Raw genomic sequence first — 24,600 nt, forward strand, 5'->3', positions numbered from 1 at the left:
TCTCTCGTGGTCACCCGTCTGTCGAACTACTTCCTCCGCACGCTCCGCGAAGATCCCTCGGATGCCGAGGTCACGAGCCACCGCCTGCTCGTGCGCGCCGGTTACATCCGTCGCAACGCCCCGGGCGTCTTCGCGTGGCTCCCTCTGGGTCTGAGGGTCAAGGCCAAGATCGAGGCCGTCGTCCGCGAGGAGATGGCGAACGCCGGAGCGTTCGAGGTGCACTTCCCGGCGCTGCTGCCCCGCGAGCCGTATGAGGTCACGGGACGCTGGGAGGAGTACGGCGACGCGCTGTTCCGCCTGCAGGACCGCAAGGGCGCCGACTACCTTCTCGCGCCCACGCACGAGGAGATGTTCACCCTGCTGGTGAAGGACCTGTACTCGTCGTACAAAGACCTGCCGCTGACGATCTATCAGATCCAGGACAAGTACCGCGACGAGGCGCGTCCCCGCGCCGGCCTCCTCCGCGGCCGCGAGTTCACGATGAAGGACGCGTACTCGTTCGACGCGACGGATGCCGGTCTCGACGCCTCGTACCAGGCTCAGCGCGACGCTTACGAGCGCATCTTCACCCGCCTGGGCCTCGAGTACGTGATCGTCGCCGCCGACGCCGGCGCGATGGGCGGATCGAAGTCGGAGGAGTTCCTGCACCCGACCCCGATCGGCGAAGACACCTTCGTGCGCTCGGCCGGCGGCTACGCGGCGAACGTCGAGGCCTTCACGACCGTCGTTCCCGAGTCGCTGCCCATCGAGGGGCAGCCCGAGGCCGTGGTCTTCGACTCGCCGAACACTCCGACGATCGCGACCCTCGTCGACCACGCGAACGCGCACCTCGAGGCCCCCGCGCCCGGCATCGCCGGTCCGGCCACCGCCGAGGCCACCCAGTGGACGGCCGCGCACACGCTCAAGAACGTCGTGCTCGCCCTCACACACCTCGACGGCACGCGCGAGCTCGTCGTCGTGGGCCTTCCCGGCGACCGCGACGTCGACGACAAGCGCGTCGAGGTCGCCTTCGCCCCCGCCGAGGTCGAGGCGGCCACCGAGGCCGACTTCGCGAAGAACCCGCTGCTGGTCAAGGGCTACATCGGCCCCTGGTCGCCGACCGGTCCCGTGCTGGGCGAGGAGTCGGCGACGAACATCCGCTACGTGCTCGACCCCCGCGTGGTCGACGGCACGGCGTGGATCACGGGCGCCAACATCGACCAGAAGCACGTGCACTCCCTCGTCGCAGGCCGCGACTTCGTCGGCGACGGCGTCGTCGAGGTCTCGACCGTGCGCGCGGGCGACCCCGCCCCCGACGGCTCCGGCCCGGTGGAATTGGCGCGCGGCATGGAGATCGGCCACGTCTTCCAGCTCGGCCGCAAGTACGCCGAGGCTCTGGGCCTGAAGGTGCTCGACGAGAACGGCAAGCTCGCCACCGTCACGATGGGCTCGTACGGCATCGGCGTCACCCGCATCCTCGCGATCATCGCCGAGCTCAACAACGACGCCAAGGGCCTGATCTGGCCGGAGTCCGTCGCGCCGTTCGACGTGCACGTGGTCGCGACCGGCCGCGACGCCGTGGCGTTCGAGCTCGCGGCATCCGTCTCCGACCAGCTCGAGGCAGCCGGTCTCGACGTGCTCTACGACGACCGCCCCAAGGTGTCGCCCGGCGTGAAGTTCGGCGACGCCGAGCTCGTCGGCATCCCGCGCATCCTCATCGTGGGTCGCGGCGCGGCCGAGGGTCAGGTCGAGCTCTGGGACCGCCGCACGGGCGAACGCGACACCGTGTCGGTCGACGACGCCGTGGCGGCGCTCACGCGCTGAGCCTTCGCCCCGCCTTTTCATCGCGAGACTGCATCTCGCTGACGACACGGCTGCAGGTTGCAACCGACATGTCAGCGAGATGCAGTTTCGCGGTCTTCGACGCAGCAAGTCGGGGCGGGTGGTCAAGCGACCCGGCACGCGCGGGCGACTCGGTAGCGTGGATGCCATGATCGCCGCACCCCGCCTGTCGCTGAGCGACGGCTCCACCATCCCGCAGCTCGGCGTCGGCACGTACAAGGTGCCCGCAGACGTCACCGCCGGTCTCGTCGAGGGCGCGCTCGCCGCCGGGTACCGCCACATCGACACGGCCGCGCTCTACGGCAACGAGGCCGAGGTCGGCGAAGGGCTGCGCGCCTCGGGCCTCGAGCGCGACGAGGTGTTCGTCACCACGAAGGTGTGGAACGACGACCAGGGGTTCGATGAAACGCTGCGGGCCTTCGACGCCAGCGCCGCGAAGCTCGGTCTCGACCGCGTCGACCTCTACCTCATCCACTGGCCGATCCCCAGTGCCGACCGCTACGTCGACACCTGGAGGGCGCTCCAGCGCCTGCAGCAGGAGGGACGAGCGGCCTCGATCGGCGTCAGCAACTTCTCGGTCGTGCACCTCGATCGCCTGCGCGACGAGACCGGACTGCTGCCGGCCGTGAACCAGGTCGAGCTGCACCCGCGCTTCCCGCAGAACGAGCTGGTCGACTGGCACGTCGCGAACGGCATCGTGACCGAGTCGTGGGCGCCGCTCGCGCGCGGCGGCCTGCTCGACGAGCCGGTGCTCGCCCGCATCGCCGAGAAATACGGCAAGACGCCGGCCCAGGTCGTCATCCGCTGGCACCTCGATCGCGACCTCGTGGTGTTCCCGAAGTCGGTGTCGCTCGACCGCATCCGCGAGAACGGCGACGTTTTCGACTTCACGCTCGACGAGGACGACCACACCGTCATCGCGACCCTCGACACGGGCGAGCGCACGGGCCGCAACCCCGACCTCGACTGAGGCCCGAGCTCAGGCGTCGAGCCGTGCGTACCGCGCGCGGAAGACCGTGAAGACGCCGTAGGCGAGGAATCCCACACCGACGAGACAGGCGAGCACGGGGCCGGCGGGCAGGGCCACGACGGCGGCGGTCGCTCCGTCGAGCCCGCCCGCGGTGTCGGGCTCGACGGTGACGGCGGCGACGACCACGAGCACCCCCACGATCAGCAGGGCCACGCCCTTCGTGACGAATCCGACGACGCCGAGCACCGTGAGGGCGAAGCCGCCGGGGCCTGCCGGCGTGCGCACCTTGGAGTGGAACGACCGGCGCAGGCCCATCCAGACGAAGCCGACGCCGACCGCGGCCACCGCGAGACCGACCACGCCGAGCACGAATCCGCCGATCGGCCAGGTGAGCACGCCCTGGCTGAGGTCTTCGGCCGCCTGCTCGGCGCGTGGACGGGCGCCCAGGGCGACGGACGCCGACACCAGCCCGATCGCGACGAAGACGAGGCCCTGCGGGGCCTCGGCGAAGATCCGGCCGATCCGGCGCCACACCGAGAGGTGACGCGGGGCGAACGCCTGCAGCAGGTGCCAGGCGCCGAGGGCCACGAGTCCGACGGCCAGGGCCCACAGAGCGGCGGCGCCGAGGGGCGCCGCGGCGACCGCGCGGAACGCTCCGGTCTGATCGCTGTCCTCCTTCGCGCCGAGGCCGACCGCGATCACGAGCCCGCCGATGAGCAGGTGCAGGATGCCGTTGGCCGCGTACCCCGCGCGCGCGGCGATGCGGAACGCGGGGTTGGCCTCCGCGTCTCGGGCGGCGGCGCGGGCGGGGGTGGACACCTCTGCACCGTACGCGGTTCCGTGCCCCACCCCGCGCCGGTTGCGCCGCGCGGCTCCTGGGATGCTTGACCCTGACACCGTGTGAGGGGGGATAACGGAATCATGTTGTCCATCGGAGCGTTCGCGCAGATCGGCCAGGTGACCCACCGGATGCTCCGGCACTGGGACACGGCGGGTCTGCTCGTGCCCGCGCACGTGGACGAGTTCAGCGGCTACCGCTCCTACGACCCGTCGCAGCTGGAGAGGCTGCACCGGATCGTGGCTCTGCGCCAGCTCGGTTTCGGCCTCGACGACGTCGCCCTCATCCTCGATCAGGGGGTGGATGCCGACCGCATCGCCGGTCTGCTGCACGCGCGTCGCGCAGAGGTCGAGCGAGAGCACCGGATCGCGGCCGCTCGACTCGTCGACGTGGAGCGGCGGCTCCATCTGATCGAGAGAGAGACGCGCATGCGCGAGATCGAGACCATCCAGAAGCCCCTCCCCGCCGTCCGCCTGGCGGCTCGGCGCACGATCGCCCCGTCGTCGGCGGCCATCGCCGACATCGTCGGTCCGGCCTTCGACGAGGTCGCCGCGGTGATCGGCGACGTCGGCGGTGCACTCGAGACCCCGATCGCGCAGTACACCGCGGTCGAGGACGGGCTCGAGATCGTGGCCGGGTACGTGTACAGCGGGGCGGCGCGGGAGGGGATAGACCTCGTCGATCTGGCCGCTGTCGATCAGGCTGTATGCGGCATCCACCTGGGCCCCATGGACGGCATCGCGGAGAGCTGGCAGTCGATCCACTCGCAGATCCTCGCGCGGGGGTTCGTTCCCGCGGGTCCGTGCCGCGAGCTGTACGTGCGGGCCGAGTCCGACGATCAGTCCGACTGGGTCACCGAGCTGCAGCAGCCGGTCGCGACCGCCTGACCGTGCCACTCTCCGACCGCCGGGGGAGCGGCCGACGGCACCCGCCAGCGAGCCGGTAGCGCACGCGGCGGCCCGCCCGGGTCGCCGCGCGACGGTGCTTATCATTGCCTGATGCCCGCGACCCGCCGACCGCACCTGCGCCGGTGGAACGCCCTCCCCGCGCTCGTGCGCAACGCGCCGCCGCGGGTGCTGCTGCTGGTCGGGGCGATCGTGGTGGCCCTGGGCGTGCTCATCGTGTCGCGTCCGCTCACCTCCCTCGTGCTGCTCGGCGTGTACGTCGGCGCGAGCGCCGTGGCCATGGGCGTCGTCGAGCTCGTGGGGCGGCCCGCGGGCTGGTGGCAGCGCGCGGTCTCGGCCGCGTGGATCGTCGCCGGTCTCGCCGTGCTCGTCTGGCTCGGCCGCAGCCTCGAGCTGCTTCCGCCCGTGCTCGCGGTGCTGCTGGTGATCGGTGGTCTCGCCTCGGTGGGGCGCGCGACCGGCGCGGGTCCCGCGAGCGCACGCATCCTCGCGCTCGCGTGGGGCGTCGCTCAGATCGCGTTCGGGCTGCTGTCGTTCACGTGGCCCGATGTCACGGTGCTGGTGCTGGCGGTCGTCTTCGGTGTGCGCACGGTCGTGTTCGGCCTGGGCGTGTTCTGGCGCGGGGTGGTCGGCATCCGGCGCCCGCGGCAGCGGAAGGAGCCCTTCGACGCGCAGCGCGCGGTGCGCCGACGGGTGATCCGCGCCCGCTGGGCAGCGGCCGGTCGCTACGCCCTGTCGCTCGTGCTCGTGGCGACGGCGGCGGGCGGATGGTGGCTCAACGACTGGCTCGACGACGGCGCCCCGGTGGTCGACGCGTTCTACGACCCGCCCGCGCAGGTGCCGAGCGGGCACGGTCGCCTCATCCGCTCCGACGCCTATCTCGGCCGACTCCCCGAGAACGGCGACGTCTCGCGCATCCTGTACACCACGCGCGACGCGCTCGATCGTCCGGCCGTCGCCAGCGCGCTCGTCATCGTGCCCAAAGACCCGCCCGCCGGCCCCCGCCCCGTCATCGTGTGGAACCACGGCACGACCGGGGTGGCCCAGGGCTGCGCGCCGAGCCTGCGCGACGCTTCGGCGACGAAGTGGTCGATCCCGGCCCTCGAACAGGCGCTCAAAGCGGGGTGGGTGGTCGTGGCATCCGACTTCTCCGGCCAGGGGGCACCGGGGGCCTACCCCTACCTGATCGGCGAGGGCGAGGCCCGCTCATCGCTCGACGCGGTGCTCGCGACCGCCGAACTGCGCACCGACCTGACGCTCTCGCCCGACACCGTCGTGTGGGGTCACTCCCAGGGCGGTCACGCGGCACTGTGGACCACCGCGATCGCGAAGGACTACGCGCCCGGCCTCGACGTGCTCGGCACCGCGGTGGTCGCCCCCGTCGCCGATCCGCCCGCGCTCGCCGAGGAGCTGCTGTCGGGGCCGCCCAACGCGATGCTGTCGGTGATCACCTCCTGGGTGCTGGTGCCCTACTCCGAGACGTACCCCGACGTGCGCCTCGACGACTACATCGCCGAGGGTTCGCGATCGATCGTGCTCGAGATGACGCAGCGCTGCCCGAGCGAGCCCGGCGTGGTCGTGTCGGTGCTCGCCGCCCTCGGGGTGTCGGAGGACAGGCCGCTCTACAGCGCCGACCTCACCGACGGGGCGCTCGGGGAGCGGCTGGCCGAGAACGCGATGACCGCCCCGTTGGGCACGCCCATGCTGGTGGCCTGGGGCGCCGACGACGAGGTGATCCCGCCGAAGCTGCAGCGCGACTACGTCGCGAAGCTCTGCACCGAGGGTCAGGACGTGCGCTGGGCGACCTACGCGGGCTACGACCACCTGCGCCCGATCCTGCCCAAGTCGCGTTTTTTGCCCGTGCTCTACGACTGGACGAAGAAGCTCATCGAACGCAAAGACCAGGTGATCGACGGCTGCGGCCTGCGCTGACACGCGCTCCGCGCAATACGGCGCCGGAGTGAAGATCGTGTGTCGTTCCCGTTCCGCGTTGGCGCAAGGGGGCCGTACTCATTACGGTCGGAGAATGCCCGAGAACACCGCTGAGCTGCGCCCCACTCACCCGCTCGCGATCGCGCCGGTCGTCGCCCCCGCGGCATCCGTCGACGGCTTCGCGAAGCAGTTCCTGCAGAACCTCAACTTCGACCAGGGCGTCACGCTGTCGAACTCCGACGTCAACGACCAGTACCTGGCCCTGGCGTACACGGTGCGCGATTACCTCATGGCGCGCTGGTTCGACGATCGCGCGCAGCAGAAGGCCCAGCAGAACAAGACCGTCTGCTACCTCTCGGCCGAGTACCTGCTGGGACGCCAGCTCGACAACAACCTCCTCGCCGCGCGACTGACCGACATCGCGACCGAGGCGCTCGCGCAGTGCGGCATCGACATCGACGACCTGCGCCAGGTCGAGATCGAGCCCGGACTCGGCAACGGCGGCCTCGGTCGCCTCGCGGCCTGCTTCATCGACTCGCTCGCGACGATGAGCATCCCCACCATCGGTTACGGCATCCGGTACGAGTACGGCATCTTCCGCCAGGCCTTCAACGAGGGGCAGCAGGTCGAGCAGCCCGACGCGTGGCTGCGCATGGGCTCGCCGTGGGACTTCGCCCACCCCGAGGCCGCGCAGACGATCTCGTTCGCCGGCACCACCGAGACCTACGACGACGAGGGCGTGGAGCGCACGCGCTGGGTACCCGAGTGGAACGTGCTCGCCGTGCCGTACAACATGATGGTCCCGGGCTACCACAACGGTCGCGTGAACACCCTCCGCCTGTGGCGTGCCGTGGCCACCAACGCCTTCGACCTGCACACCTTCAACTCCGGCGACTACGTCGAGTCGGTGCGCGCGCAGACCTTCGCCGAGAACATCTCGAAGGTGCTCTACCCCGAGGACTCCACGCCCCAGGGCAAGGAGCTGCGCCTGCAGCAGCAGTACTTCTTCGTCGCGGCATCCATCGCCGACTTCATCGAGAACGTGCTGCCCGACGACTTCGACATCGAGAAGCTCCCCGAGCGCGTGATCTTCCAGCTCAACGACACCCACCCGGTGATCGGGGTGCCCGAGCTGATGCGCGTGCTCGTCGACGAGAAGAAGCTCGAGTGGGATGCCGCGTGGGCGATCACGCAGAAGTGCTTCGCCTACACCTGCCACACGCTGCTGCCCGAGGCGCTCGAGGTCTGGTCGGTCGACCTGCTCGGTCACCTGCTGCCGCGTCACCTCGAGATCATCTACCGCATCAACGACGAGTTCCTGCTCGAGGTGCGCGAGCGCTTCGGCGACGACGAGATGCTCATCCGCAACATGTCGATCATCGGCGAGCACCCTTCGCGCTCGGTGCGCATGGCCTACCTCGCCACGGTCGCCGGGTCGAAGGTCAACGGCGTCGCGGAGCTGCACTCGCAGCTGCTGCGCGACAACGTGCTGAAGGACTTCGCCACCATGTGGCCCGACAAGTTCACCAACGTCACCAACGGCGTGACCCCGCGCCGCTTCCTGCGCCTGGCCAACCCCGACCTGTCGAGCCTCATCACCGAGGCCCTCGGTGCCGGATGGACCGTCGACCTCGAACGCCTGCGCGGCCTCGAGGCCCTGGCCGACGACGCCGACTTCCGCGAGCGCTTCGCCGCGGTGAAGGCCTCGAACAAGCGTCGCCTCAGCAGCGTGCTCGAGGCCCGCGGAGAAGCGCCTCTCGACGACGGTCACATGCTCGACGTCATGATCAAGCGCCTGCACGAGTACAAGCGCCAGACGCTCAAGGTGCTGCACATCGTCAGCACCTACGAGGGCATCGTCTCAGGCCGCCTCGACGTCGACGAGGTGCAGGCGCGCACGTTCCTCTTCGGTGCGAAGGCCGCGCCCGGCTACGGCATGGCCAAGCGCATCATCCACCTCATCAACGCCGTCGGCGAGGTGGTCAGCGCCGACGAGCGGGTCAAAGGCAAGCTCAAGGTCGTCTACCCGGCCAACTACAACGTGACCCTGGCCGAGCGCATCATCCCCGCGGCCGACCTGTCGGAGCAGATCTCGCTCGCCGGCAAAGAGGCCTCGGGCACGGGCAACATGAAGCTCGCCCTCAACGGCGCCCTCACCATCGGCACCGACGACGGCGCGAACGTCGAAATCCGCAAGCTCGTCGGCGACGACAACTTCTTCCTCTTCGGCATGAGCGAGCCCGAGGTCGAGGAACTGTGGGCCGAGGGCTACCGCCCCGCCGACTTCTACCAGAAGGACGAACGGCTGCGCAGCGCGATCGACCTCATCGCCTCGGGCGCCTTCTCGGGCGGCGACCGCACCGTGTTCGAGCCGCTCGTGTCGAACCTGCTGTACGAAGACCGCTTCATGGCGCTCGCCGACTTCTCGACGTACCTCGACGCCCAGGAGCGCGTCGACGCGGCCTACGCCGACCAGGACGGCTGGGTGCGCTCGGCCATCCTCAACGTCGCGCGCAGCGGCTACTTCTCGTCCGATCGGGCCATGCGCGACTACCTGGACCGCATCTGGCACGCCACCCCGGTGAGCTGACGCGGTTTCCGGATGCCGCGACCCGGGCGCTCGCCCGAGGTCGCGGCATCCGTCGTTCCGGCCCCTGAATCTGGGTCGGTGACGGGCGCGGTGCGTGCACAACTCCGGAGATTCGGATGCCGCGCCGACCGCGCACCCCGTCATCGCGCGTGCATCACCGCGCGCGGCGCCGTCATCTCCTGCGTTGTGCACGCGCGCTGGCGGAAAGGCTGCGAAGGCTGGCCGACCGGCGACGGCGTCGAGGGGCGACCTGCGCGAGAGTGGAAGCCTCTCGATCCCGGAGGCCCCGTGCGCATCAGCGACTTCCCCATTCCCGACACCCTCGCCGGCCGCGGGGCCCTCTCGCTCGCGCGGCAGTACCAGTCGCCCGCGATCACCGCGCACGCGCTGCGGTCGTGGTTGTGGGCCGAGGCGTTCGCCGTCATCGACGGCATCCGGGACATCGACCACGAGCTGCTGTACGTCGGCGCGGTGCTGCACGACATCGGCACCGTCGGCTCATTCGACAACCACACGCTGTCGTACGAACACGCGGGCGGGCACGTCGGCGTCGCGCTCACCGCGGGCGCGGGGTGGGAGCAGCCCCGCCGCGAGCGCGTGCTCGAGGTGATCGTGCGGCACAACTGGCCGCGCGTGGATCCGGCGATGGATGCCGAGGGGCACCTGCTCGAGATCGCGACGGGCCTCGACATCTCGGGCGCCCGCCCCGACGCGCTGCCCGAGGACTTCCGCCGCGAGGTGCTCGCCGCCCACCCGCGCGGAGCCCTCGCCGCGGAGTTCGGCGCGTGCGTGCTCGATCAGGCCGTCCGCAAGCCCGACACCGCCGCCCGACGACTCGTCGACGGGGGAGTGGTGGCCAAGCTCGCCGCGAATCCGCTCGAAACCCTCTGATCCCCGACGTCGCGGCATCCGGGATCGCCCGCCGAGATGCGAGCGGCCGGTTATCCCGGGTATCGTAGGAGGGTTGTCGGCGCCGGTCGTGCCGACGAAAGCTGAACAACGGAGGGCCTTGTGGACATCGATCTCGCACTACTCAAGACGATCGAACGCGAGAAGGAGATCCCCTTCGACGAACTCGCGCGCATCATCGAGCAGGCGATCCTGACGGCCTACGCCAAGCACATCTCGCCGACCGGTGAGATCCCCACGGGAGCGCGCGCCACTCTCGACCGCAAGACCGGTCACGTCGGCATCTTCACCCCCGTCACCGACGACGAGGGCGCGATCGTCGGCGAAGAGGAGCAGGCCCCCGACGACTTCGGTCGCATCGCCGCCTTCGCCGCCAAGCAGGTCATCAGCCAGCGTCTGCGCGACATCGCCGACGACGCCGTGCTGGGCGAGTTCCGCGGCAAAGAGGGCGACATCGTCGCCGGCGTCGTGCAGCAGGGTCCCAACCCGCGCATGGTGCACGTCGACCTCGGCACCGTCGAGGCCATCCTCCCGCCCGAGGAGCAGGTGCCCGGCGAGACCTACGCGCACGGCTCGCGTCTGCGCGTGTACGTGACCAGCGTCTCCAAGGGCAACAAGGGTCCGCAGATCACCGTCTCGCGCACCCACCCGGGTCTCGTGCGCAAGCTCTTCGCCCTCGAGGTGCCCGAGATCGCCGCAGGACTCGTCGAGATCGTCTCCCTCGCCCGCGAGGCCGGGCACCGCTCGAAGATCGCCGTCAAGGCGAACGACCCGACGGTGAACGCCAAGGGCGCCTGCATCGGAGAGCTCGGACGCCGCGTGCGCGCCGTCACCGAGGAGCTCGCCGGCGAGAAGATCGACATCATCGACTACGACGCCGAGCTGCCGCGCTTCGTCGCCAACGCCCTGTCGCCCGCGAAGGTGACCTCGTCGTTCGTGCTCGACGCCTCGACCAAGGCCGTGCGCGCCCTCGTTCCCGACTACCAGCTGTCGCTCGCGATCGGCAAGGAGGGCCAGAACGCCCGCCTGGCCGCCAAGCTCACCGGTGCGAAGATCGACATCCAGCCCGACAGCATCCTCGAAGACAACTGAGCGACCGATCGTCCCCACGATCGCGAGGTGTAGGATGGAACCCGTACGAACGTGCGTCGGATGCCGCGCACGTGCCCCCCGATCCTCGCTTCTGCGTGTGGTCGCGGACGGATCCGTCCTCGTCGCAGACGAGCGGGCGGTTCTTCCCGGTCGGGGCGCGTGGGTGCACGAGACGGACGCGTGTGTGAGCAAAGCGCTCGCACGTCGCGCCTTCGTACGAGCATTGCGTGTGTCAGGCCCGCTTGACACGCAGACCTTCGAATCACACCACCAGCGAAAAGGCTGAACGGCTATGGACACGAAGTGAACGGCTCGAAATGAGACCCGTCCGCAACTAACGGTCTGCCCTGTCCGGGGTAGGCCCTCAGACAGGAGAATTGTGGCAAAACCACGCGTGCACGAGATCGCTTCCGAGCTCGGCGTCGACAGCAAGGTCGCGCTTGCGAAGCTGAAGGAGCTCGGCGAATTCGTCAAGAGCCCCTCATCCACCATCGAACCCCCGGTCGCCCGTAAGCTCCGCGCTGCGCTGGCCTCCGAAGGCTCGTCTTCCTCTTCGGATGCCAAGCCCGCCGCTTCCGCGGCGCGCCCCGGTGCCCGTCCCGGCCCGGCTCGTCCGGCCGCGACCCCCGGCAACCGCCCGTCGGGTCCCACGCCCGGACCCGCGAAGCCTGCGGCTCCGGCCGCTCCCGAAGCGGCTCCGGTCGAGGCCGCCCCCGCGGCATCCGCCCCCGCGGCCCCGTCGGCGGCCAAGCCCTCGACTCCGTCGTCGCCGCCGAGCCCCGGTTCGACCCCTCCGACCCCCGGTGCCGCAGCTCCCGGCGCCGGTGCCCCCAAGCCCGGCCCGAGCTCGCCCCCGCGTCCGGGTGGAGCCCGTCCCGGCAACAACCCCTTCGCCTCGGCGCAGGGCATGGGCCAGCGTCCCTCCGGCCCCCGTCCGGGTAACAACCCCTTCGCCTCGGCGCAGGGCATGGGCCAGCGCCCGACCCCCGGCAACATCCCGCGTCCGCAGGCTCCGCGCCCCGGCGCCCCGCGTCCCGGTGCTCCGCGCCCCGGTGGTGCCGGTCGTCCCGGTGGTGGCGGTCGTCCCGGCGCTCCGTTCCAGCAGCGTCCCGGCGGTCCCGGTCGTCCCGGCGGTGCCGGTGGCGGCTTCCAGCGCCCCGGTGGCGGTCCTCCGGCCGGCGGTTTCGCCGGTCGTCCCGGCGGTGGTGGCGGCCGTGGCCGTGGCCCCGGCGGTGGTACCGCAGGTGCCTTCGGTAAGGGTGGCGGCAAGTCCAAGCAGCGTAAGTCGCGTCGGGCGAAGCGGCAGGAATTCGAGATGCGGTCGGCGCCGGTCGTCGGCGGCGTCAACGTCTCGAAGGGCAACGGCGAGATCATCCGCCTGCGTCGCGGTGCCTCCATCGCCGACTTCGCTGACAAGCTCGAGGCCCTGCGCGGCTACACCGTGCAGCCCGGCACGCTCGTGACCATCCTGTTCAACCTGGGCGAGATGGCCACCGCGACCGAGTCGCTCGACGAGGCCACCTTCGAGGTGCTCGGAGCCGAGCTCGGCTACAAGATCCAGATGGTCTCGCCCGAGGACGAAGACAAGGAGCTCCTCGAGGGCTTCGGTCTCGACCTCGACGCCGAGCTCGAGGCCGAGAGCGAGGACGATCTCGAGATCCGTCCTCCCGTGGTCACCGTCATGGGCCACGTCGACCACGGTAAGACGCGACTGCTCGACGCCATCCGCCAGACCAACGTGGTCGCGGGCGAGGCCGGCGGCATCACGCAGCACATCGGTGCGTACCAGATCTGGACCGAGCACGAGGGCATCGAGCGCGCGATCACCTTCATCGACACCCCGGGTCACGAGGCGTTCACCGCCATGCGTGCCCGTGGTGCGCAGGTGACCGACATCGCGATCCTCGTGGTCGCGGCCGACGATGGCATCATGCCCCAGACGGTCGAGGCGCTGAACCACGCCCAGGCGGCCAATGTGCCGATCGTGGTCGCGGTCAACAAGGTCGACAAGCCCGACGCCAACCCGGCCAAGGTGCGCCAGCAGCTCACCGAGTACGGTCTGGTCGCCGAGGAGTACGGCGGAGACGTCATGTTCGTCGACGTCTCGGCCCGAGAGAACCTCAACATCCAGGCCCTCCTGGATGCGGTCCTGCTCACCGCCGACGCCGGTCTCGACCTCACGGCCAACCCGAACAAGGCGGCCCGCGGTGTCGCGATCGAAGCGAAGCTCGACAAGGGTCGCGGTTCGGTCGCCACGGTGCTCATCCAGTCCGGAACCCTCCGCGTCGGCGACGCGATCGTCGCAGGAACGGCTTACGGCCGCGTCCGCGCGATGATGGACGAGAACGGCGAAGCGGTCGACGAGGCCTACCCGTCGCGTCCCGTCTCGGTTCAGGGCCTCAACTCCGTGCCCCGCGCCGGCGACGTCTTCATCGTCACCGAAGAAGACCGCACCGCCCGTCAGATCGCCGAGAAGCGTGAAGCGGCCGAGCGCAACGCCCAGCTGGCCAAGGCCCGCAAGCGCATCTCGCTCGAGGACTTCACCCGCGCTCTCGAAGAGGGCAAGGTCGAGTCGCTCAACCTCATCATCAAGGGTGACGTGTCGGGTGCCGTCGAGGCGCTCGAGGAGTCGCTGCTCAAGATCGAGGTCGACGACAGCGTCCAGCTGCGCATCATCCACCGCGGTGTGGGTGCGATCACCGAGTCGGACATCAACCTGGCCACGATCGACAACGCGATCGTGATCGGCTTCAACGTCCGTCCCGACACGAAGGCCCGTGAGCGTGCCGCCCGCGAGGGTGTCGACGTGCGGTTCTACTCGGTCATCTACAACGCGATCGACGACGTCGAGCAGTCGCTCAAGGGCCTGCTCAAGCCGGAGTTCGAAGAGGTGCAGTCGGGTGTCGCCGAGATCCGCGAGGTGTTCCGCTCCTCGAAGTTCGGCAACATCGCCGGTGTCATCGTGCGATCGGGAACGATCACGCGAAACGCCAAGGCTCGCGTCATCCGCGACGGTGTCGTGCTGGCCGATGGCCTGGCCATCGAGTCGCTGCGCCGCTTCAAGGACGACGTCACCGAGGTTCGTACGGACTTCGAGGCCGGTATCGGTCTCGGCAAGTTCAACGACATCCAGATCGGTGACGAGATCGAGACCACCGAAATGGTCGAGAAGCCGCGAGGCTGATCACACCTGGCGGGAGTCGCGTCTGCGGACGCGGCTCCCGCTTCGGCCTGCGGGGTGTGCATTCCCGAGAGCAGAGCGGGGCCCCTACCCCGATGCTCTCGGGAATGCACACCCCTCCGGCCTACGCTGGTGCGGCTGCCCGTGACGGGCCTCCCGCCCGGCAATGAGCCACGGGGGGACTCGACTCGCGGCGGTATGAAAGAACGAGAAGGAGAAGGCAGTGGCAGGGGAACGACAGGCCCGAGTGGCGGACCGGATTCGCGTGGTGCTCGCCGAGCGCCTCGAGAAAGGGCTGCGCGACCCGCGGCTCGGATTCGTCACCATCACCGACGTGCGGGTCACGGGTGACCTCCAGCACGCATCGGTGTTCTACACCGTCATGGGCGACGAAGCGCACCGCGCCGACACCGCCGCCGCGCTGAAGTCGGCGACGGGCATGCTGCGCAGCGAGGTCGGCAAGAACCTCAACACGCGCCTGACCCCGTCGTTGGAGTTCATCCTCGACGGCATCCCCGAGAACGCCGACCACATCTCGGCCCTCCTGCGCGAAGCGCGCGAGCGCGACCAGTCGGTCGCCGGTCTCGCCGCCACGGCCGCGTACGCCGGCGACGCCGACCCGTACGTCAAGCCGCGCGACGAAGACGAGAGCGCCGACGAAGACGACAGCGCCGACGAAGACAACGACGACCTTGACGAGGACGACGCCCCGCGCGCCTGACCTCGGTACGACACGGCCGGACCCCGCCTCATCGGCGGAGTCCGGCCGTTCGTCGTCTCGGCGGCATCCGGACTTCCGTCCTGCGGATGCCAGGAGTGACACGCCGGTTCGGGGCGCGGGCGGGGCGGTGTGTCGGAGGTCGGGTCCGCAGGACGGCGGGTGGGGTGCGGGGCGGGACCGTCGTGCGGATCGGGGGTGTGACACGCCGGTCCGGGCGGGGGCTGGGGCGGTGTGTCGGAGGTCGGGTCCGCAGGACGGCGGTGGGGTGCGGGGCGGGACCGTCGTGCGGACCGGGGGAGTGACACGCCGGTTCGGGGCGCGGGCGGTGTGTCGGAGGTCGGGTCCGCAGGACGGCGGGTGGGGTGCGGGGCGGGACCGTCGTGCGGACCGGGGGTGTGACACGCCGGTCTGGGCGGGGGCTGAGGCGGTGTGTCGGAGGTCGGGTCCGCAGGACGGCGGCGCCGGACGGGGGCCGGGTCAGGATGACGGGTGGCCGGGCAGGCGCAGGTGGGCGTCGACGGCTTCGACGAGGCCGTCGGCGATGAGCGAGTCGATCGCGCGGTCGCGCTGCGCGGCATCCGGCCACTCGGGGATCACCGCGAACACCGGAACCGCCGCGGGCGCCGCCTCGCGCAGGGTCTTGAGCACCGCCCCGCGGGTCTGGCGATCGCTTCCCTCATACGTGGCCTGCTTGCGTCGTCGGTCTTCGGATGCCGGGTACCCGGCCACCCGCCACGCGCACTGCGCCGCGAGGGGGCACGCCTCGCACTTCGGCGCGCGGGCGGTGCAGACGATCGCGCCGAGTTCCATCGCGGCGGCGTTGACGATCGCGGCCTCGGCTATGTCGGCGGGGAGTTCGGCCTCCATCGCCTCGAGGTCGCGGCGGTGGGGCGGACCCGGCTGCGCGCGGCCGCCGATCGCGCGAGCGAGCACACGTCGGGTGTTCGTGTCGACGACCGGATGCCGATCGCCGTAGGCGAAGACCGCGACGGCCCGCGCGGTGTAGTCGCCGATGCCGGTCAGGGCCAGCAGGGCGTCGACGTCGCGGGGGACCACGCCGTCATGGCGGTCGCGGATCTCGACGGCGGCGCGGTGCAGCCACAGCGCGCGGCGCGGATAGCCGAGGTTCGCCCACTGGGTCACGGCGTCGCCCGGGGGAGAGGCAGCGAGGTCGGCGGGCGTCGGCCAGCGCGTCAGCCACGCCTCGAGGTGCGGAACGACGCGGTTCACCGGCGTCTGCTGAAGCATGAACTCGCTGACGAGCGTGCCCCACGCGCCGAACCCCTCGCGACGCCAGGGGAGGTCGCGGGCCGCGTCGCGATACCACGCGATGAGCGGGGCGGCGAGTCCTGGCATCCGTCCAGCCTACGGTCGCCGGAGGGGGCCGGACTTCGCGCATGAACGCTGTCCGCGCCGATCCCGTTCCTGCGCGACGGGGAGCACTGCGCCCTGGCCGTCGCGGGGCGGCTGGAGGGGTCGAGTGTCGGTGGTCGACCGTAGGCTGGAGGCATGTCGAGTGAGAACCCCGTCGAGACCCTGCAGCGGAACCTGCGCGACCTGATGCGGCAGAACGCCCGCGCGGGCCGCGTCGTCGTGGCGGTCGACGCGCTCGATGCCGACGCCGCCTCGACCTTCGCCGATGCGTTCGCCGCCGCCATCGAGGTCGAGGGCACCGCGGTGTTCCGTGAGAGCCTTGCCGACCACGCCGACGACGTGCGCGACCGCCTCGTCGCGCCGTTCCGGTCGGGCGAGCCGTTCAGTGGGGCGTCGGCCGCGCCGGCCGACGCCGTGCTCGTCGTGTCGGGCCGCTTCCTCCACACCGTCGAGCTGCGCAAGCTCTGGAACTTCTCCGTCTGGCTCGAGAGCAACCCGCCCGTCGGCGCTGCGCGCCCCGAGCTTCCGGATGCCGAGAGGCACTACCTCAGCGAGTCGCGGCCGCGCGTCGCGGCATCCGTCATCGTCGAGAACTCCGACCCCGCGCACCCGGTGCAGGTGTTCGGAGACTTCTGCTGATGGTGCGTCCCGGAATCCTCCTGGTCGACAAGCCCGGAGGGATCACGAGCCATGACGTCGTGTCGCGCGCGCGGCGCGCGCTCGGCACCCGCAAGATCGGGCACGCCGGCACGCTCGACCCGATGGCGACGGGCCTCCTCGTGCTCGGCGTCGAGGGGGCGACGCGCCTTCTGACCTACATCGTCGGCGCCGACAAGACCTACGAGGCGACCATCCTGCTCGGAGTCGCCACCGACAGTGACGACGCCGACGGCGTCGAAACGGCGCGGGCGGATGCCGCTGACGTCGTCGCCGTGACCGATGAGGCCATCGCCGCCGGCATCGCCGCCCTCACCGGTGCGATCGAACAGGTGCCCAGCACCGTCTCGGCCATCAAGGTCGCCGGTCGCCGCGCCTACGACCTCGCTCGCGCCGGCGAAGAGGTCGAGCTGAAGGCGCGGAGCGTCACGGTGTCGCTGTTCGAGGTGCGCGAGATGCGCCGCGGTGAGGGCACGATCGAGCTCGACGTGGTCGTCGACTGCACGAGCGGCACGTACATCCGCGCCCTGGCTCGCGACCTCGGGCGCGCGGTGGGGATCGGGGGACACCTGACGGCGCTGCGCCGCACGCGCATCGGGGCGTTCGACGTCTCCGCCGCCGCCTCCGTCGACGACATCGCCGAAGACGCCCTCGTCGAGCCGGCGACCGCCGCGGCCGTCGTCATGGGCGTCCTCGCGGTGGGCGCCGACGACGCACGCGACCTGCGGCACGGCAAGCGCATCGACGGCGGCGGTCGCCTGACCGGAGCCGTCGCCGCCGCGATCGACCCCGACGGGCTCCTGATCGGCGTCGTCGAGAAACGCGGTACGCAGGTGAAGAGCGTCATGAACATGCCCGTGGAGGCCGCCCGATGATCCTGTGGTTCACCCTCGTGCAGGTGGGCATCGCCGTGCTCGCGGGAGTCGTCGCGATGGTCGCCGGACTCCTCGGCCGGCGCCCCGGCGACGTCACCGTGGGCTCGCTCGCGCTCATCGAACTGCTGCTCATCGTGCAGATCGTCGTGGCGATCATCTCGCCGTTCGCGGGCAACCCGCCCTCGGGCAGCCTGCTGGAGTTCTGGACCTACCTGGTGTCGGCCGCGCTCGTGCCCGTCGCGGGAGCCGCGTGGGCGCTCATCGAGCGCAGTCGGTGGAGCACGGTGATCATGGGCGTGGCGGCGCTGGCCGTCGCGGTGATGGTGTGGCGCATGCACGTCATCTGGACGGTGCAGCTCGCCTGAGCGCGGGCGGATCGGTGCGGGCCCGAGCGAACTAGAATCGACAGGTCATGGCATCCACAGCTCCCACCCGTTCCCGGGGGATGACCGGCATCGGCCGTGTCCTCGTCGTCGTCTACGGCATCATGGCCCTCGCCGCCACCGGTCGCTCGTTCGTGCAGATCGTCCGCGAGTTCGACGACGCCCCCGTCGCGTACACGCTGTCGGCCCTCGCCGCGGTCGTGTACATCTTGGCCACCCTCGCGCTGATCTTCTCGGCGCGCCCCGCCTGGTACCGCGTCGCGTGGATCGCGATCTGCTTCGAGCTCGTCGGCGTCCTCGTCGTGGGCACCCTGAGCCTCGTCGATCCGGCGCTGTTCCAGCACCCCACGGTGTGGTCGGTCTACGGGTACGGCTACCTCTTCATCCCGCTCGTTCTGCCGTTCCTCGGTCTGTGGTGGCTGATCCGGCACCGACGGACCGCGTCGTGATCGTCTTCCGCGACCCCGCCGAGGTCCCCGCCGGTTTCGGACCCTCGGTGGTGGCGATCGGCAAGTTCGACGGAGTGCACACCGGCCACCGCGCGGTCATCGACCGGGCTCGTGTCGACGCGGCCGGGGGAGCGAAGGTCGTCGCCGTCACCTTCGACCGCAATCCGCTCAGCGTGCTGCGTCCGGAGAAGTGCCCGCCCGATGTGATCGGACCGCACCAGAAGCTCGATCTTCTCGAGCGCGCCGGGGTCGACGCCACGCTGCTGCTCACGTTCGATGAAGAGCTGGCATCCATCCCCGCCGAGGAGTTCGTCACGCGCGTGCTCGTCGACGCGCTCGAGGCTCGCACGGTGCTCGTGGGACGCGACTTCCGCTTCGGCGCGGGAGGGATGGGCGACCCCGACCTGCTCGTGCGCATGGGAGAGGAGCACGGGTTCCGTGTCGACGTCGTCGACGACGTCCGCGCGGTGCACGCCGACCGTCGCGTGTCGTCGACCTGGATCCGCGAAGCCCTGTCGGCGGGCGATGTCACCACCGCCGCCCGCCTGCTCGGACGCGCCCCCTCGGTCTGGGGCGAGGTCGTGCACGGGCTCAAACGAGGCCGCGAACTCGGCTACCCCACGGCCAATCTGTCGCCCAATCTCGAGGGCTTCGTGCCGGCTGACGGCGTCTACGCCGGGTGGCTGGTGGATGTCGACGGCGGCCGCCGCACGAGCTATCCCGCCGCGATCAGCGTCGGCACCAACCCGACCTTCGACGACGTGCACTCCCGCCAGGTCGAGGCCTACGTCATCGACGAGACCGGGCTCGACCTGTACGGCCACCACGTCGAGGTGCGCTTCGTCGAACGGGTGCGCGGCATGACCGCGTTCGACGGCATCGACGCGCTGCTCGTGCAGATGGCCGACGACGTCGAGCGCTCGCGCACGATCCTCGCCTGAAGGGCGGAGCGGGCTGGGGCGCGGGCCGGGCTGGGCCAGCGGGCCGGGCTGGGCGCCGGGCCGGGCTGGGGCGCCGGTCGGGCTGGAACGGCTTCGGGGCGCGCAACGTGGCCCCGGGGCGTTGGCCGTGGCCCCGGGGCCATCTGCAACCGACGGTTGCGGCGTGCTCCCGGCACCGCGCGCGAGCCGAGCCGCCCCGAGACCACCGCGCCCGACCGGCCGCGGAACACCCGGCGCCCCGGGTCAGTCCCCGCGCCCCGCGTCAGTCCTGGCGCGACAGATGATTCCGGATGCCGAAGAACGCCGCCGCGCCGCCGAGCACCATCAGCGCGGCGGTGAACACCGCGGCCCGGTGGAAGCCGTCGAGGTCGAGCGATCCGCCCACCACGGCCGAGACCGCGGCGATGGCCAGCAGGCCCGCCACGCGGGAGACGGCGTTGTTGACCGCCGAGGCGATGCCCGACCGTTCGGTCTCGATGGCGCCGAGCACGGCGGCGGTGAGCGGCGAGACGGTGGCCGTCAGGCCGAGGCCGAACACCACGATGCCCGGCAGCACCTGCGTCCAGTAGTCGAAGTCGGCGCGCACGTTCAGCAGGAGCACGGCGCCCACGGCCATCACGAGCGGGCCGAGTGTCATGAACAGGCGCGGGCCGAACCGACCGGCGAGCGCGCCCATGCGGGAGCTGAGCCCGATCATCAACAGAGTGCTGGGCAGCGAGGCGAGCCCCGCGAGGGTGGCCGACAGCCCGGCCCCCTGCTGCAGGTACACGCCGACGACGAAGCCGTTCAGCGACAGTGCGGCGTAGACGAAGACGGTGACGAGGTTGCCCGCCCAGAAGTTGCGCGAGCGGAAGAGGTCGAGGGGCATCATCGGGTCGGGCGTGACGCGCTGGCGCCAGAGGAATCCGGCGAAGGCGAGGGCGCCGATGATCCCCGGAGCCCAGATCACGGGGGAGCCCCAGCCGAGGTTCGGCTGCTCGATGAGGGCGAACACGATACCGCCGAGGCCCACCGCGCACAGGATCGCGCCGATGACGTCGACGCGGGCACCGGGGCGGCGGTGGTCGCGATGGCCGAGCCGGGCGAGCAGCCACATCGTCACCCCGATCGGCAGCACGTTGACGAGGAAGACGAGGCGCCACGAGAGGGTGTCGACGAAGATCCCGCCGATGAGGGGACCGGCGATCATCGCGACGGTGGTCGCGCCGGTCCAGATGCCGATCGCGCGAGCCTGCGCGGGTCCGCGGAAGGTCGAGGTGATCAGCGCGAGCGAGCTGGGGACGAGCAGCGCCCCCGCGACCCCTTGCAGGGCGCGCGCGACGATGAGGAACTCCGCGGTGGGCGCGGCGGCGATCGCGACCGAGGTCACGGCGAATCCGATGAGACCGATGCGCAGCACCACGACGCGGCCCAACACGTCGCTCAGCGAACCCGCGACGAGGATGAACGCGCCCAGCGTCACGAGGTACGCGTCGACGACCCACTGCTGGGTGGTGAGTCCGCCGCCGAGGTCGCGCGCGATCGCGGGAAGGGCCACGTTGACGACGGTGCCGTCGAGAAACGACACGAAAGACGCCAGTACGGCGATGGCGAGCACGACGCGCTGCTCTCGCGTCATCGTCTCGGCCATGGCCTCAGCGTACGGCCGCCGTCGCCCCCGCGCGCGGGGTGGACAGGCACGGGGGTGGAGGACGCGGCATCCGGATCCCCGAGATGGAAATACCCCTAGGGGGTATGCTGTTGTGAAGGGCATGACCGGAGGAGCAGCCATGGGCGAGAACACCGATGCCGCGGCGAACGACACCGCCGAGGCCGTGCTCGACATCGAGGGCATGACCTGTGCGAGCTGCGTCGCCCGCGTCGAGAAGCGACTGGGCCGCGTCGAGGGCGTCGAGGCGGCCGTGAACCTCGCGACCGAGACCGCGCGCGTGCGCTACCCCGCGTCGCTCGACACCTCGAGACTCGTCGACGCGGTGCGCTCCGCCGGGTACGACGCCACCGTCCGGACGCGGAACGCCCCGCGAGCGGTGACGGCGGCTGCGTCGGCATCCGTGATCCCGGATGCCGCTGACCCGGTGCTCGCACCCGTTCCGGCCCCCGGCGGCCCGATCGACGCCGTCACCGGCCGGGCCCTGGCGCCCGACGCCGAACCGCACCCGGCGCCGGATGCCGCGGTCCCGGCGCACGGTGACGCCCACGACGACGCCCACGACGACACCACCGACCACTCTGGTGGGCACGTGCACGACACCGCCGACGCGCCCGGCTCCACGCCGCTGCGCGTGCGGCTGTGGGTCTCGCTCGCCCTCGCCGTGCCCGTCGTCGCGCTCGGCATGGTGCCCGCATGGCAATTCCCGGGCTGGCAGTGGGTCTCGCTCGTGCTCGCGACGCCGATCGTGCTGTGGGGCGGGTGGCCGTTCCACCGCGCGACCCTGCGCAACGCCCGCCACGGCGCGGCCACCATGGACACGCTGATCACCCTGGGCACCTTCGCGGCCTACCTCTGGAGCGTGTGGGCCCTCGTGTTCGGCACCGCCGGGGTCATCGGCATCCGCCACGAGGTCATGCTCTTCGGTCCGGTGCACGACGCGACCTCGGTGATCTACTTCGAGGTCGCGGCCGCGGTGACGGTGTTCCTGCTGCTCGGCCGCGTCATCGAGCAGCGCTCGACCCGCCGGGCCGGGGCCGCCCTGCGCTCGCTGCTCGACCTCGGCGCCCGCGAGGCCGAGCTGGCGGACGGTCGGCGCATCGACGTCGACGCGCTCGCCGTGGGCGATGTGTTCGTCGTACGGCCGGGGGCCACGATCGCCACCGACGGCGAAGTGCTCGAGGGGCGCGCCGCGGTCGACGAGAGCATGCTGACGGGCGAGTCGCTGCCCGTCGACGCGGGGCCCGGCTCGAGCGTCACCGGCGGCACGATCGCCTCGGGCGGCCGTCTCGTCGTGCGCGCGACCGGCGTGGGGGAGCAGACCCGCCTCGCCCGCATCGCGCGCCTGGTCGAAGACGCCCAGCTCGGCAAGAGCCGCGTGCAGCGCCTCGCCGACCGCATCTCGGGGGTGTTCGTGCCCGTCGTGATCGTTCTCGCGGTGCTGACCCTCGTCGCGTGGCTGGTCGCAGGCCAACCCGTCGCTGCGGGGTTCACCGCGGCCGTCGCGGTGCTCATCATCGCCTGCCCCTGCGCGCTCGGTCTCGCCACCCCGATCGCGATCCTCGTCGGTACCGGTCGGGGGGCGCAGCTGGGCATCCTCGTCACGGGACCGGCGGCACTCGAGTCGGCCGAACGCATCGACACGATCGTGCTCGACAAGACCGGCACTCTCACGTCGGGGCGCATGAGCGTGGCATCCGTCACCGTCGTCGAGGGGCAGGATGCCGCCGCCGCCCTGCAGCGCGTCGCCGCCCTCGAGCGCGGGTCGGAGCACCCCGTCGCCCACGCGATCGTCGAGGCCGCGGGTGACGGCGAGGTCGCCACCGGCCTTCAGGCCCTGCCCGGCCGCGGGATCACCGGGCTGGTCGACGGCGTGCGCGTCTTCGCCGGGCGGCCGTCGCTCGCCGCCGACCTGGGCGCCGCGCTCCCCTCTGAGCTGGCGGACGCCGTGGCCGCGGGGGAGGAGCGTGGCACCGTGATCGTCGCCGGCTGGGCCGACGCCGACGGCACCGCGACCGCCCGCGCGGTGATCGAGGTCGCCGACACCGTGCGGCCCGAGAGTCGTGCGGCGGTCGACAGCTTGCGCGCGCTCGGACTCGAACCGGTGCTGCTCACCGGCGACAACCCCCGCATCGCCCGCGTGGTCGCCGACGAGCTCGGCATCTCGCGCGTGCGCGCCGGCGTGCTGCCCGAGGGAAAGGTCGACGAGATCGCGGCCCTGCGCGCAGAGGGGCGAACCGTGGCCATGGTCGGCGACGGGGTCAACGACGCCGCCGCCCTGGCATCCGCCGATCTGGGGATCGCCATGGGCGGGGGGACGGATGCCGCGCTGCACGCCAGCGATCTCGCCCTCATGCGCGATGATCCGCGCGGCATCGTCACCGCCGTGTCGCTGAGTCGCCGGACGATGCGGATCATCCGCGGCAACCTGTTCTGGGCCTTCGCCTACAACGTCGCGGCCCTGCCGCTGGCGGCGCTCGGACTGCTGAACCCCATGCTCGCGGGGGCGGCGATGGCGTTCTCGAGCGTGTTCGTCGTGCTCAACAGCCTGCGCCTGCGACGCGCGGCGTGAGAGCGGGGCGCCGTCGCGGGCGCGGGTTAGGGTCGAGGCGATCCCTGGAGGTTGCATGTCCCCCCTCGCCCGCGTCGGAGCCCTCGGCGCCGCAGCAGCCGTCGTCGCCCTCGCCCTGACCGCGTGCGTGCCCGAGGCCGAGACCGGCACCGCGAGCACGTCGACCCCGAGCGCGGATGCCACGACCCCGGCCCCCGTCGCCTCGTCGACCCCCACGCCCACGCCTACGCCCTCCGCGACGTCGACGACGGCCCTTCCCGCCTCGTGCGACGAGATCTACTCGCCCGCGATGCGCTCCACGCTCGAGGCCCAGGTGCCGCCGCTGAACGACCCCGGCATCACCCTGCTGTCGACGGATCAGGCGCCGCTGCTCGAACTCCTCGCCGCGGTGCCGACCCTGCGCTGCACGTGGGGCGCCCCGGGCGACACCGGAATGGCGACCAACGTCTCGGTCATCGACGCCGCGCAGGCGGCGACCGTGACCGGTGCCCTCACCGACGCGGGCTTCGGGTGCGAGAGCTCCGGCGACGCCACGATCTGCCGCATCGACCAGCGCGGGGTCTCGCTCGACGACAAGCCCTACGAGCGCGGTGAGACGCAGGCCGTGTCGCCGTCGACGGGCCTGTGGATCAGCACTTCGTGGATCAACGTCAACCCCGACGGGTACACCGAAGACATTCTCGCCACGCTGACTCGCTGATCGGCTCGCCGAGCGGGTAGAATGGTCGCGACCCCGTCATCG

20 protein-coding genes are annotated in these 24,600 nt (G+C 71.3%); 17 read left to right on the forward strand and 3 right to left on the reverse strand.

What is annotated here, in order from left to right; all coding sequences use genetic code 11:
* Positions 1 to 6: 6 nt before the first annotated feature.
* Positions 7 to 1,803, forward strand: coding sequence for a proline--tRNA ligase (locus LPW41_RS06440; protein WP_144828467.1), 1,797 nt, complete (start codon positions 7 to 9; stop codon positions 1,801 to 1,803).
* A 166-nt stretch (positions 1,804 to 1,969) separates the two neighbouring features.
* Positions 1,970 to 2,791 (forward strand): aldo/keto reductase, encoded by an 822-nt coding sequence (locus LPW41_RS06445; protein ID WP_144828464.1) that lies wholly within the window; start codon positions 1,970 to 1,972, stop codon positions 2,789 to 2,791.
* Positions 2,792 to 2,800: 9 nt separating this feature from the next.
* On the opposite strand, the gene LPW41_RS06450 is transcribed toward LPW41_RS06445, so the two are convergent.
* A complete protein-coding gene (locus LPW41_RS06450) occupies positions 2,801 to 3,610 on the reverse strand; it encodes a DUF1206 domain-containing protein (RefSeq protein ID WP_187358349.1) in 810 nt (269 codons plus the stop codon).
* A 102-nt stretch (positions 3,611 to 3,712) separates the two neighbouring features.
* On the opposite strand from LPW41_RS06450, the gene LPW41_RS06455 reads away from it, so the two are divergent.
* The 8 genes from LPW41_RS06455 to rbfA all read left to right on the forward strand — a co-directional run bounded on the left by LPW41_RS06455 (position 3,713) and on the right by rbfA (position 14,959).
* On the forward strand, positions 3,713 to 4,516 hold the full coding sequence (locus tag LPW41_RS06455) for a MerR family transcriptional regulator (RefSeq protein ID WP_230704372.1): 804 nt from the start codon (positions 3,713 to 3,715) through the stop codon (positions 4,514 to 4,516).
* A gap of 111 nt (positions 4,517 to 4,627) precedes the next feature.
* Positions 4,628 to 6,466 carry a lipase family protein gene (locus LPW41_RS06460; protein WP_230704373.1) on the forward strand — a complete coding sequence of 613 codons (1,839 nt, stop codon included), beginning with the start codon at positions 4,628 to 4,630 and terminating at the stop codon, positions 6,464 to 6,466.
* 94 nt (positions 6,467 to 6,560) lie between these two features.
* On the forward strand, positions 6,561 to 9,056 hold the full coding sequence (locus tag LPW41_RS06465) for a glycogen/starch/alpha-glucan phosphorylase (RefSeq protein WP_154095948.1): 2,496 nt from the start codon (positions 6,561 to 6,563) through the stop codon (positions 9,054 to 9,056).
* Positions 9,057 to 9,344: 288 nt separating this feature from the next.
* Positions 9,345 to 9,947 (forward strand): HD domain-containing protein, encoded by a 603-nt coding sequence (locus tag LPW41_RS06470; protein WP_230704374.1) that lies wholly within the window; start codon positions 9,345 to 9,347, stop codon positions 9,945 to 9,947.
* Between the two features lie 120 nt (positions 9,948 to 10,067).
* A complete protein-coding gene (gene nusA / locus LPW41_RS06475; protein WP_144828446.1) occupies positions 10,068 to 11,057 on the forward strand; it encodes a transcription termination factor NusA in 990 nt (329 codons plus the stop codon).
* A 34-nt stretch (positions 11,058 to 11,091) separates the two neighbouring features.
* A complete protein-coding gene (locus LPW41_RS06480; protein ID WP_074694212.1) occupies positions 11,092 to 11,343 on the forward strand; it encodes a YlxR family protein in 252 nt (83 codons plus the stop codon).
* Positions 11,344 to 11,436: 93 nt separating this feature from the next.
* Positions 11,437 to 14,241 carry a translation initiation factor IF-2 gene (infB, locus tag LPW41_RS06485; protein WP_230704375.1) on the forward strand — a complete coding sequence of 935 codons (2,805 nt, stop codon included), beginning with the start codon at positions 11,437 to 11,439 and terminating at the stop codon, positions 14,239 to 14,241.
* A 220-nt stretch (positions 14,242 to 14,461) separates the two neighbouring features.
* Entirely contained in the window at positions 14,462 to 14,959 is a 498-nt protein-coding gene (gene rbfA / locus LPW41_RS06490) for a 30S ribosome-binding factor RbfA (RefSeq protein ID WP_230704376.1), read from the forward strand.
* 477 nt (positions 14,960 to 15,436) lie between these two features.
* Here rbfA and LPW41_RS06495 read toward each other — a convergent pair whose 3' ends face one another.
* Entirely contained in the window at positions 15,437 to 16,315 is an 879-nt protein-coding gene (locus LPW41_RS06495; protein WP_230704377.1) for an A/G-specific adenine glycosylase, read from the reverse strand.
* Between the two features lie 153 nt (positions 16,316 to 16,468).
* Here LPW41_RS06495 and LPW41_RS06500 point away from each other — a divergent pair, with 153 nt between their 5' ends.
* The 5 genes from LPW41_RS06500 to LPW41_RS06520 are packed head-to-tail and all read left to right on the forward strand — an operon-like array spanning position 16,469 to position 19,638.
* Positions 16,469 to 16,972, forward strand: a complete 504-nt coding sequence (locus tag LPW41_RS06500) for a hypothetical protein (protein WP_154095945.1) — start codon at positions 16,469 to 16,471, stop codon at positions 16,970 to 16,972.
* Entirely contained in the window at positions 16,972 to 17,865 is an 894-nt protein-coding gene (gene truB, locus LPW41_RS06505; protein ID WP_230704378.1) for a tRNA pseudouridine(55) synthase TruB, read from the forward strand. Before LPW41_RS06500 ends, truB begins: the two co-directional genes overlap by 1 nt.
* On the forward strand, positions 17,862 to 18,230 hold the full coding sequence (locus LPW41_RS06510) for a hypothetical protein (protein ID WP_144828434.1): 369 nt from the start codon (positions 17,862 to 17,864) through the stop codon (positions 18,228 to 18,230). Before truB ends, LPW41_RS06510 begins: the two co-directional genes overlap by 4 nt.
* Positions 18,231 to 18,277: 47 nt before the next feature.
* Positions 18,278 to 18,697, forward strand: a complete 420-nt coding sequence (locus tag LPW41_RS06515; protein WP_144828431.1) for a hypothetical protein — start codon at positions 18,278 to 18,280, stop codon at positions 18,695 to 18,697.
* Entirely contained in the window at positions 18,694 to 19,638 is a 945-nt protein-coding gene (locus tag LPW41_RS06520) for a bifunctional riboflavin kinase/FAD synthetase (RefSeq protein ID WP_230704379.1), read from the forward strand. Before LPW41_RS06515 ends, LPW41_RS06520 begins: the two co-directional genes overlap by 4 nt.
* Positions 19,639 to 19,900: 262 nt before the next feature.
* On the opposite strand, the gene LPW41_RS06525 is transcribed toward LPW41_RS06520, so the two are convergent.
* Positions 19,901 to 21,268 (reverse strand): MFS transporter, encoded by a 1,368-nt coding sequence (locus tag LPW41_RS06525; protein WP_230704380.1) that lies wholly within the window; start codon positions 21,266 to 21,268, stop codon positions 19,901 to 19,903.
* A gap of 139 nt (positions 21,269 to 21,407) precedes the next feature.
* On the opposite strand from LPW41_RS06525, the gene LPW41_RS06530 reads away from it, so the two are divergent.
* The gene (locus LPW41_RS06530; RefSeq protein ID WP_230704381.1) at positions 21,408 to 23,858 is read left to right on the forward strand and encodes a cation-translocating P-type ATPase; all 2,451 of its coding nucleotides are present in this window, start codon (positions 21,408 to 21,410) and stop codon (positions 23,856 to 23,858) included.
* Between the two features lie 55 nt (positions 23,859 to 23,913).
* Complete coding sequence (locus LPW41_RS06535) at positions 23,914 to 24,558, forward strand: hypothetical protein (RefSeq protein ID WP_230704382.1); 645 nt, start codon at positions 23,914 to 23,916, stop codon at positions 24,556 to 24,558.
* Positions 24,559 to 24,600 lie beyond the last annotated feature (42 nt).

The organism is Microbacterium sp. JC 701 (genome assembly GCF_021026215.1).
GTDB classification, from domain to species: Bacteria; Actinomycetota; Actinomycetes; order Actinomycetales; family Microbacteriaceae; genus Microbacterium; species Microbacterium algihabitans.

What these genes read in the sequence shown, in the direction of transcription:
- LPW41_RS06525 (WP_230704380.1), bottom strand. Translation starts at nt 21,268, where the DNA reads ATGGCCGAGACGATGACGCGAGAGCAGCGCGTCGTGCTCGCCATCGCC.
- LPW41_RS06480 (WP_074694212.1), top strand. Translation starts at nt 11,092, where the DNA reads ATGGAACCCGTACGAACGTGCGTCGGATGCCGCGCACGTGCCCCCCGA.
- LPW41_RS06445 (WP_144828464.1), top strand. Translation starts at nt 1,970, where the DNA reads ATGATCGCCGCACCCCGCCTGTCGCTGAGCGACGGCTCCACCATCCCG.
- truB (WP_230704378.1), top strand. Translation starts at nt 16,972, where the DNA reads ATGGTGCGTCCCGGAATCCTCCTGGTCGACAAGCCCGGAGGGATCACG.
- LPW41_RS06500 (WP_154095945.1), top strand. Translation starts at nt 16,469, where the DNA reads ATGTCGAGTGAGAACCCCGTCGAGACCCTGCAGCGGAACCTGCGCGAC.
- LPW41_RS06535 (WP_230704382.1), top strand. Translation starts at nt 23,914, where the DNA reads ATGTCCCCCCTCGCCCGCGTCGGAGCCCTCGGCGCCGCAGCAGCCGTC.
- LPW41_RS06495 (WP_230704377.1), bottom strand. Translation starts at nt 16,315, where the DNA reads ATGCCAGGACTCGCCGCCCCGCTCATCGCGTGGTATCGCGACGCGGCC.
- LPW41_RS06530 (WP_230704381.1), top strand. Translation starts at nt 21,408, where the DNA reads ATGGGCGAGAACACCGATGCCGCGGCGAACGACACCGCCGAGGCCGTG.
- LPW41_RS06465 (WP_154095948.1), top strand. Translation starts at nt 6,561, where the DNA reads ATGCCCGAGAACACCGCTGAGCTGCGCCCCACTCACCCGCTCGCGATC.
- LPW41_RS06460 (WP_230704373.1), top strand. Translation starts at nt 4,628, where the DNA reads ATGCCCGCGACCCGCCGACCGCACCTGCGCCGGTGGAACGCCCTCCCC.
- LPW41_RS06455 (WP_230704372.1), top strand. Translation starts at nt 3,713, where the DNA reads ATGTTGTCCATCGGAGCGTTCGCGCAGATCGGCCAGGTGACCCACCGG.
- LPW41_RS06510 (WP_144828434.1), top strand. Translation starts at nt 17,862, where the DNA reads ATGATCCTGTGGTTCACCCTCGTGCAGGTGGGCATCGCCGTGCTCGCG.
- LPW41_RS06515 (WP_144828431.1), top strand. Translation starts at nt 18,278, where the DNA reads ATGGCATCCACAGCTCCCACCCGTTCCCGGGGGATGACCGGCATCGGC.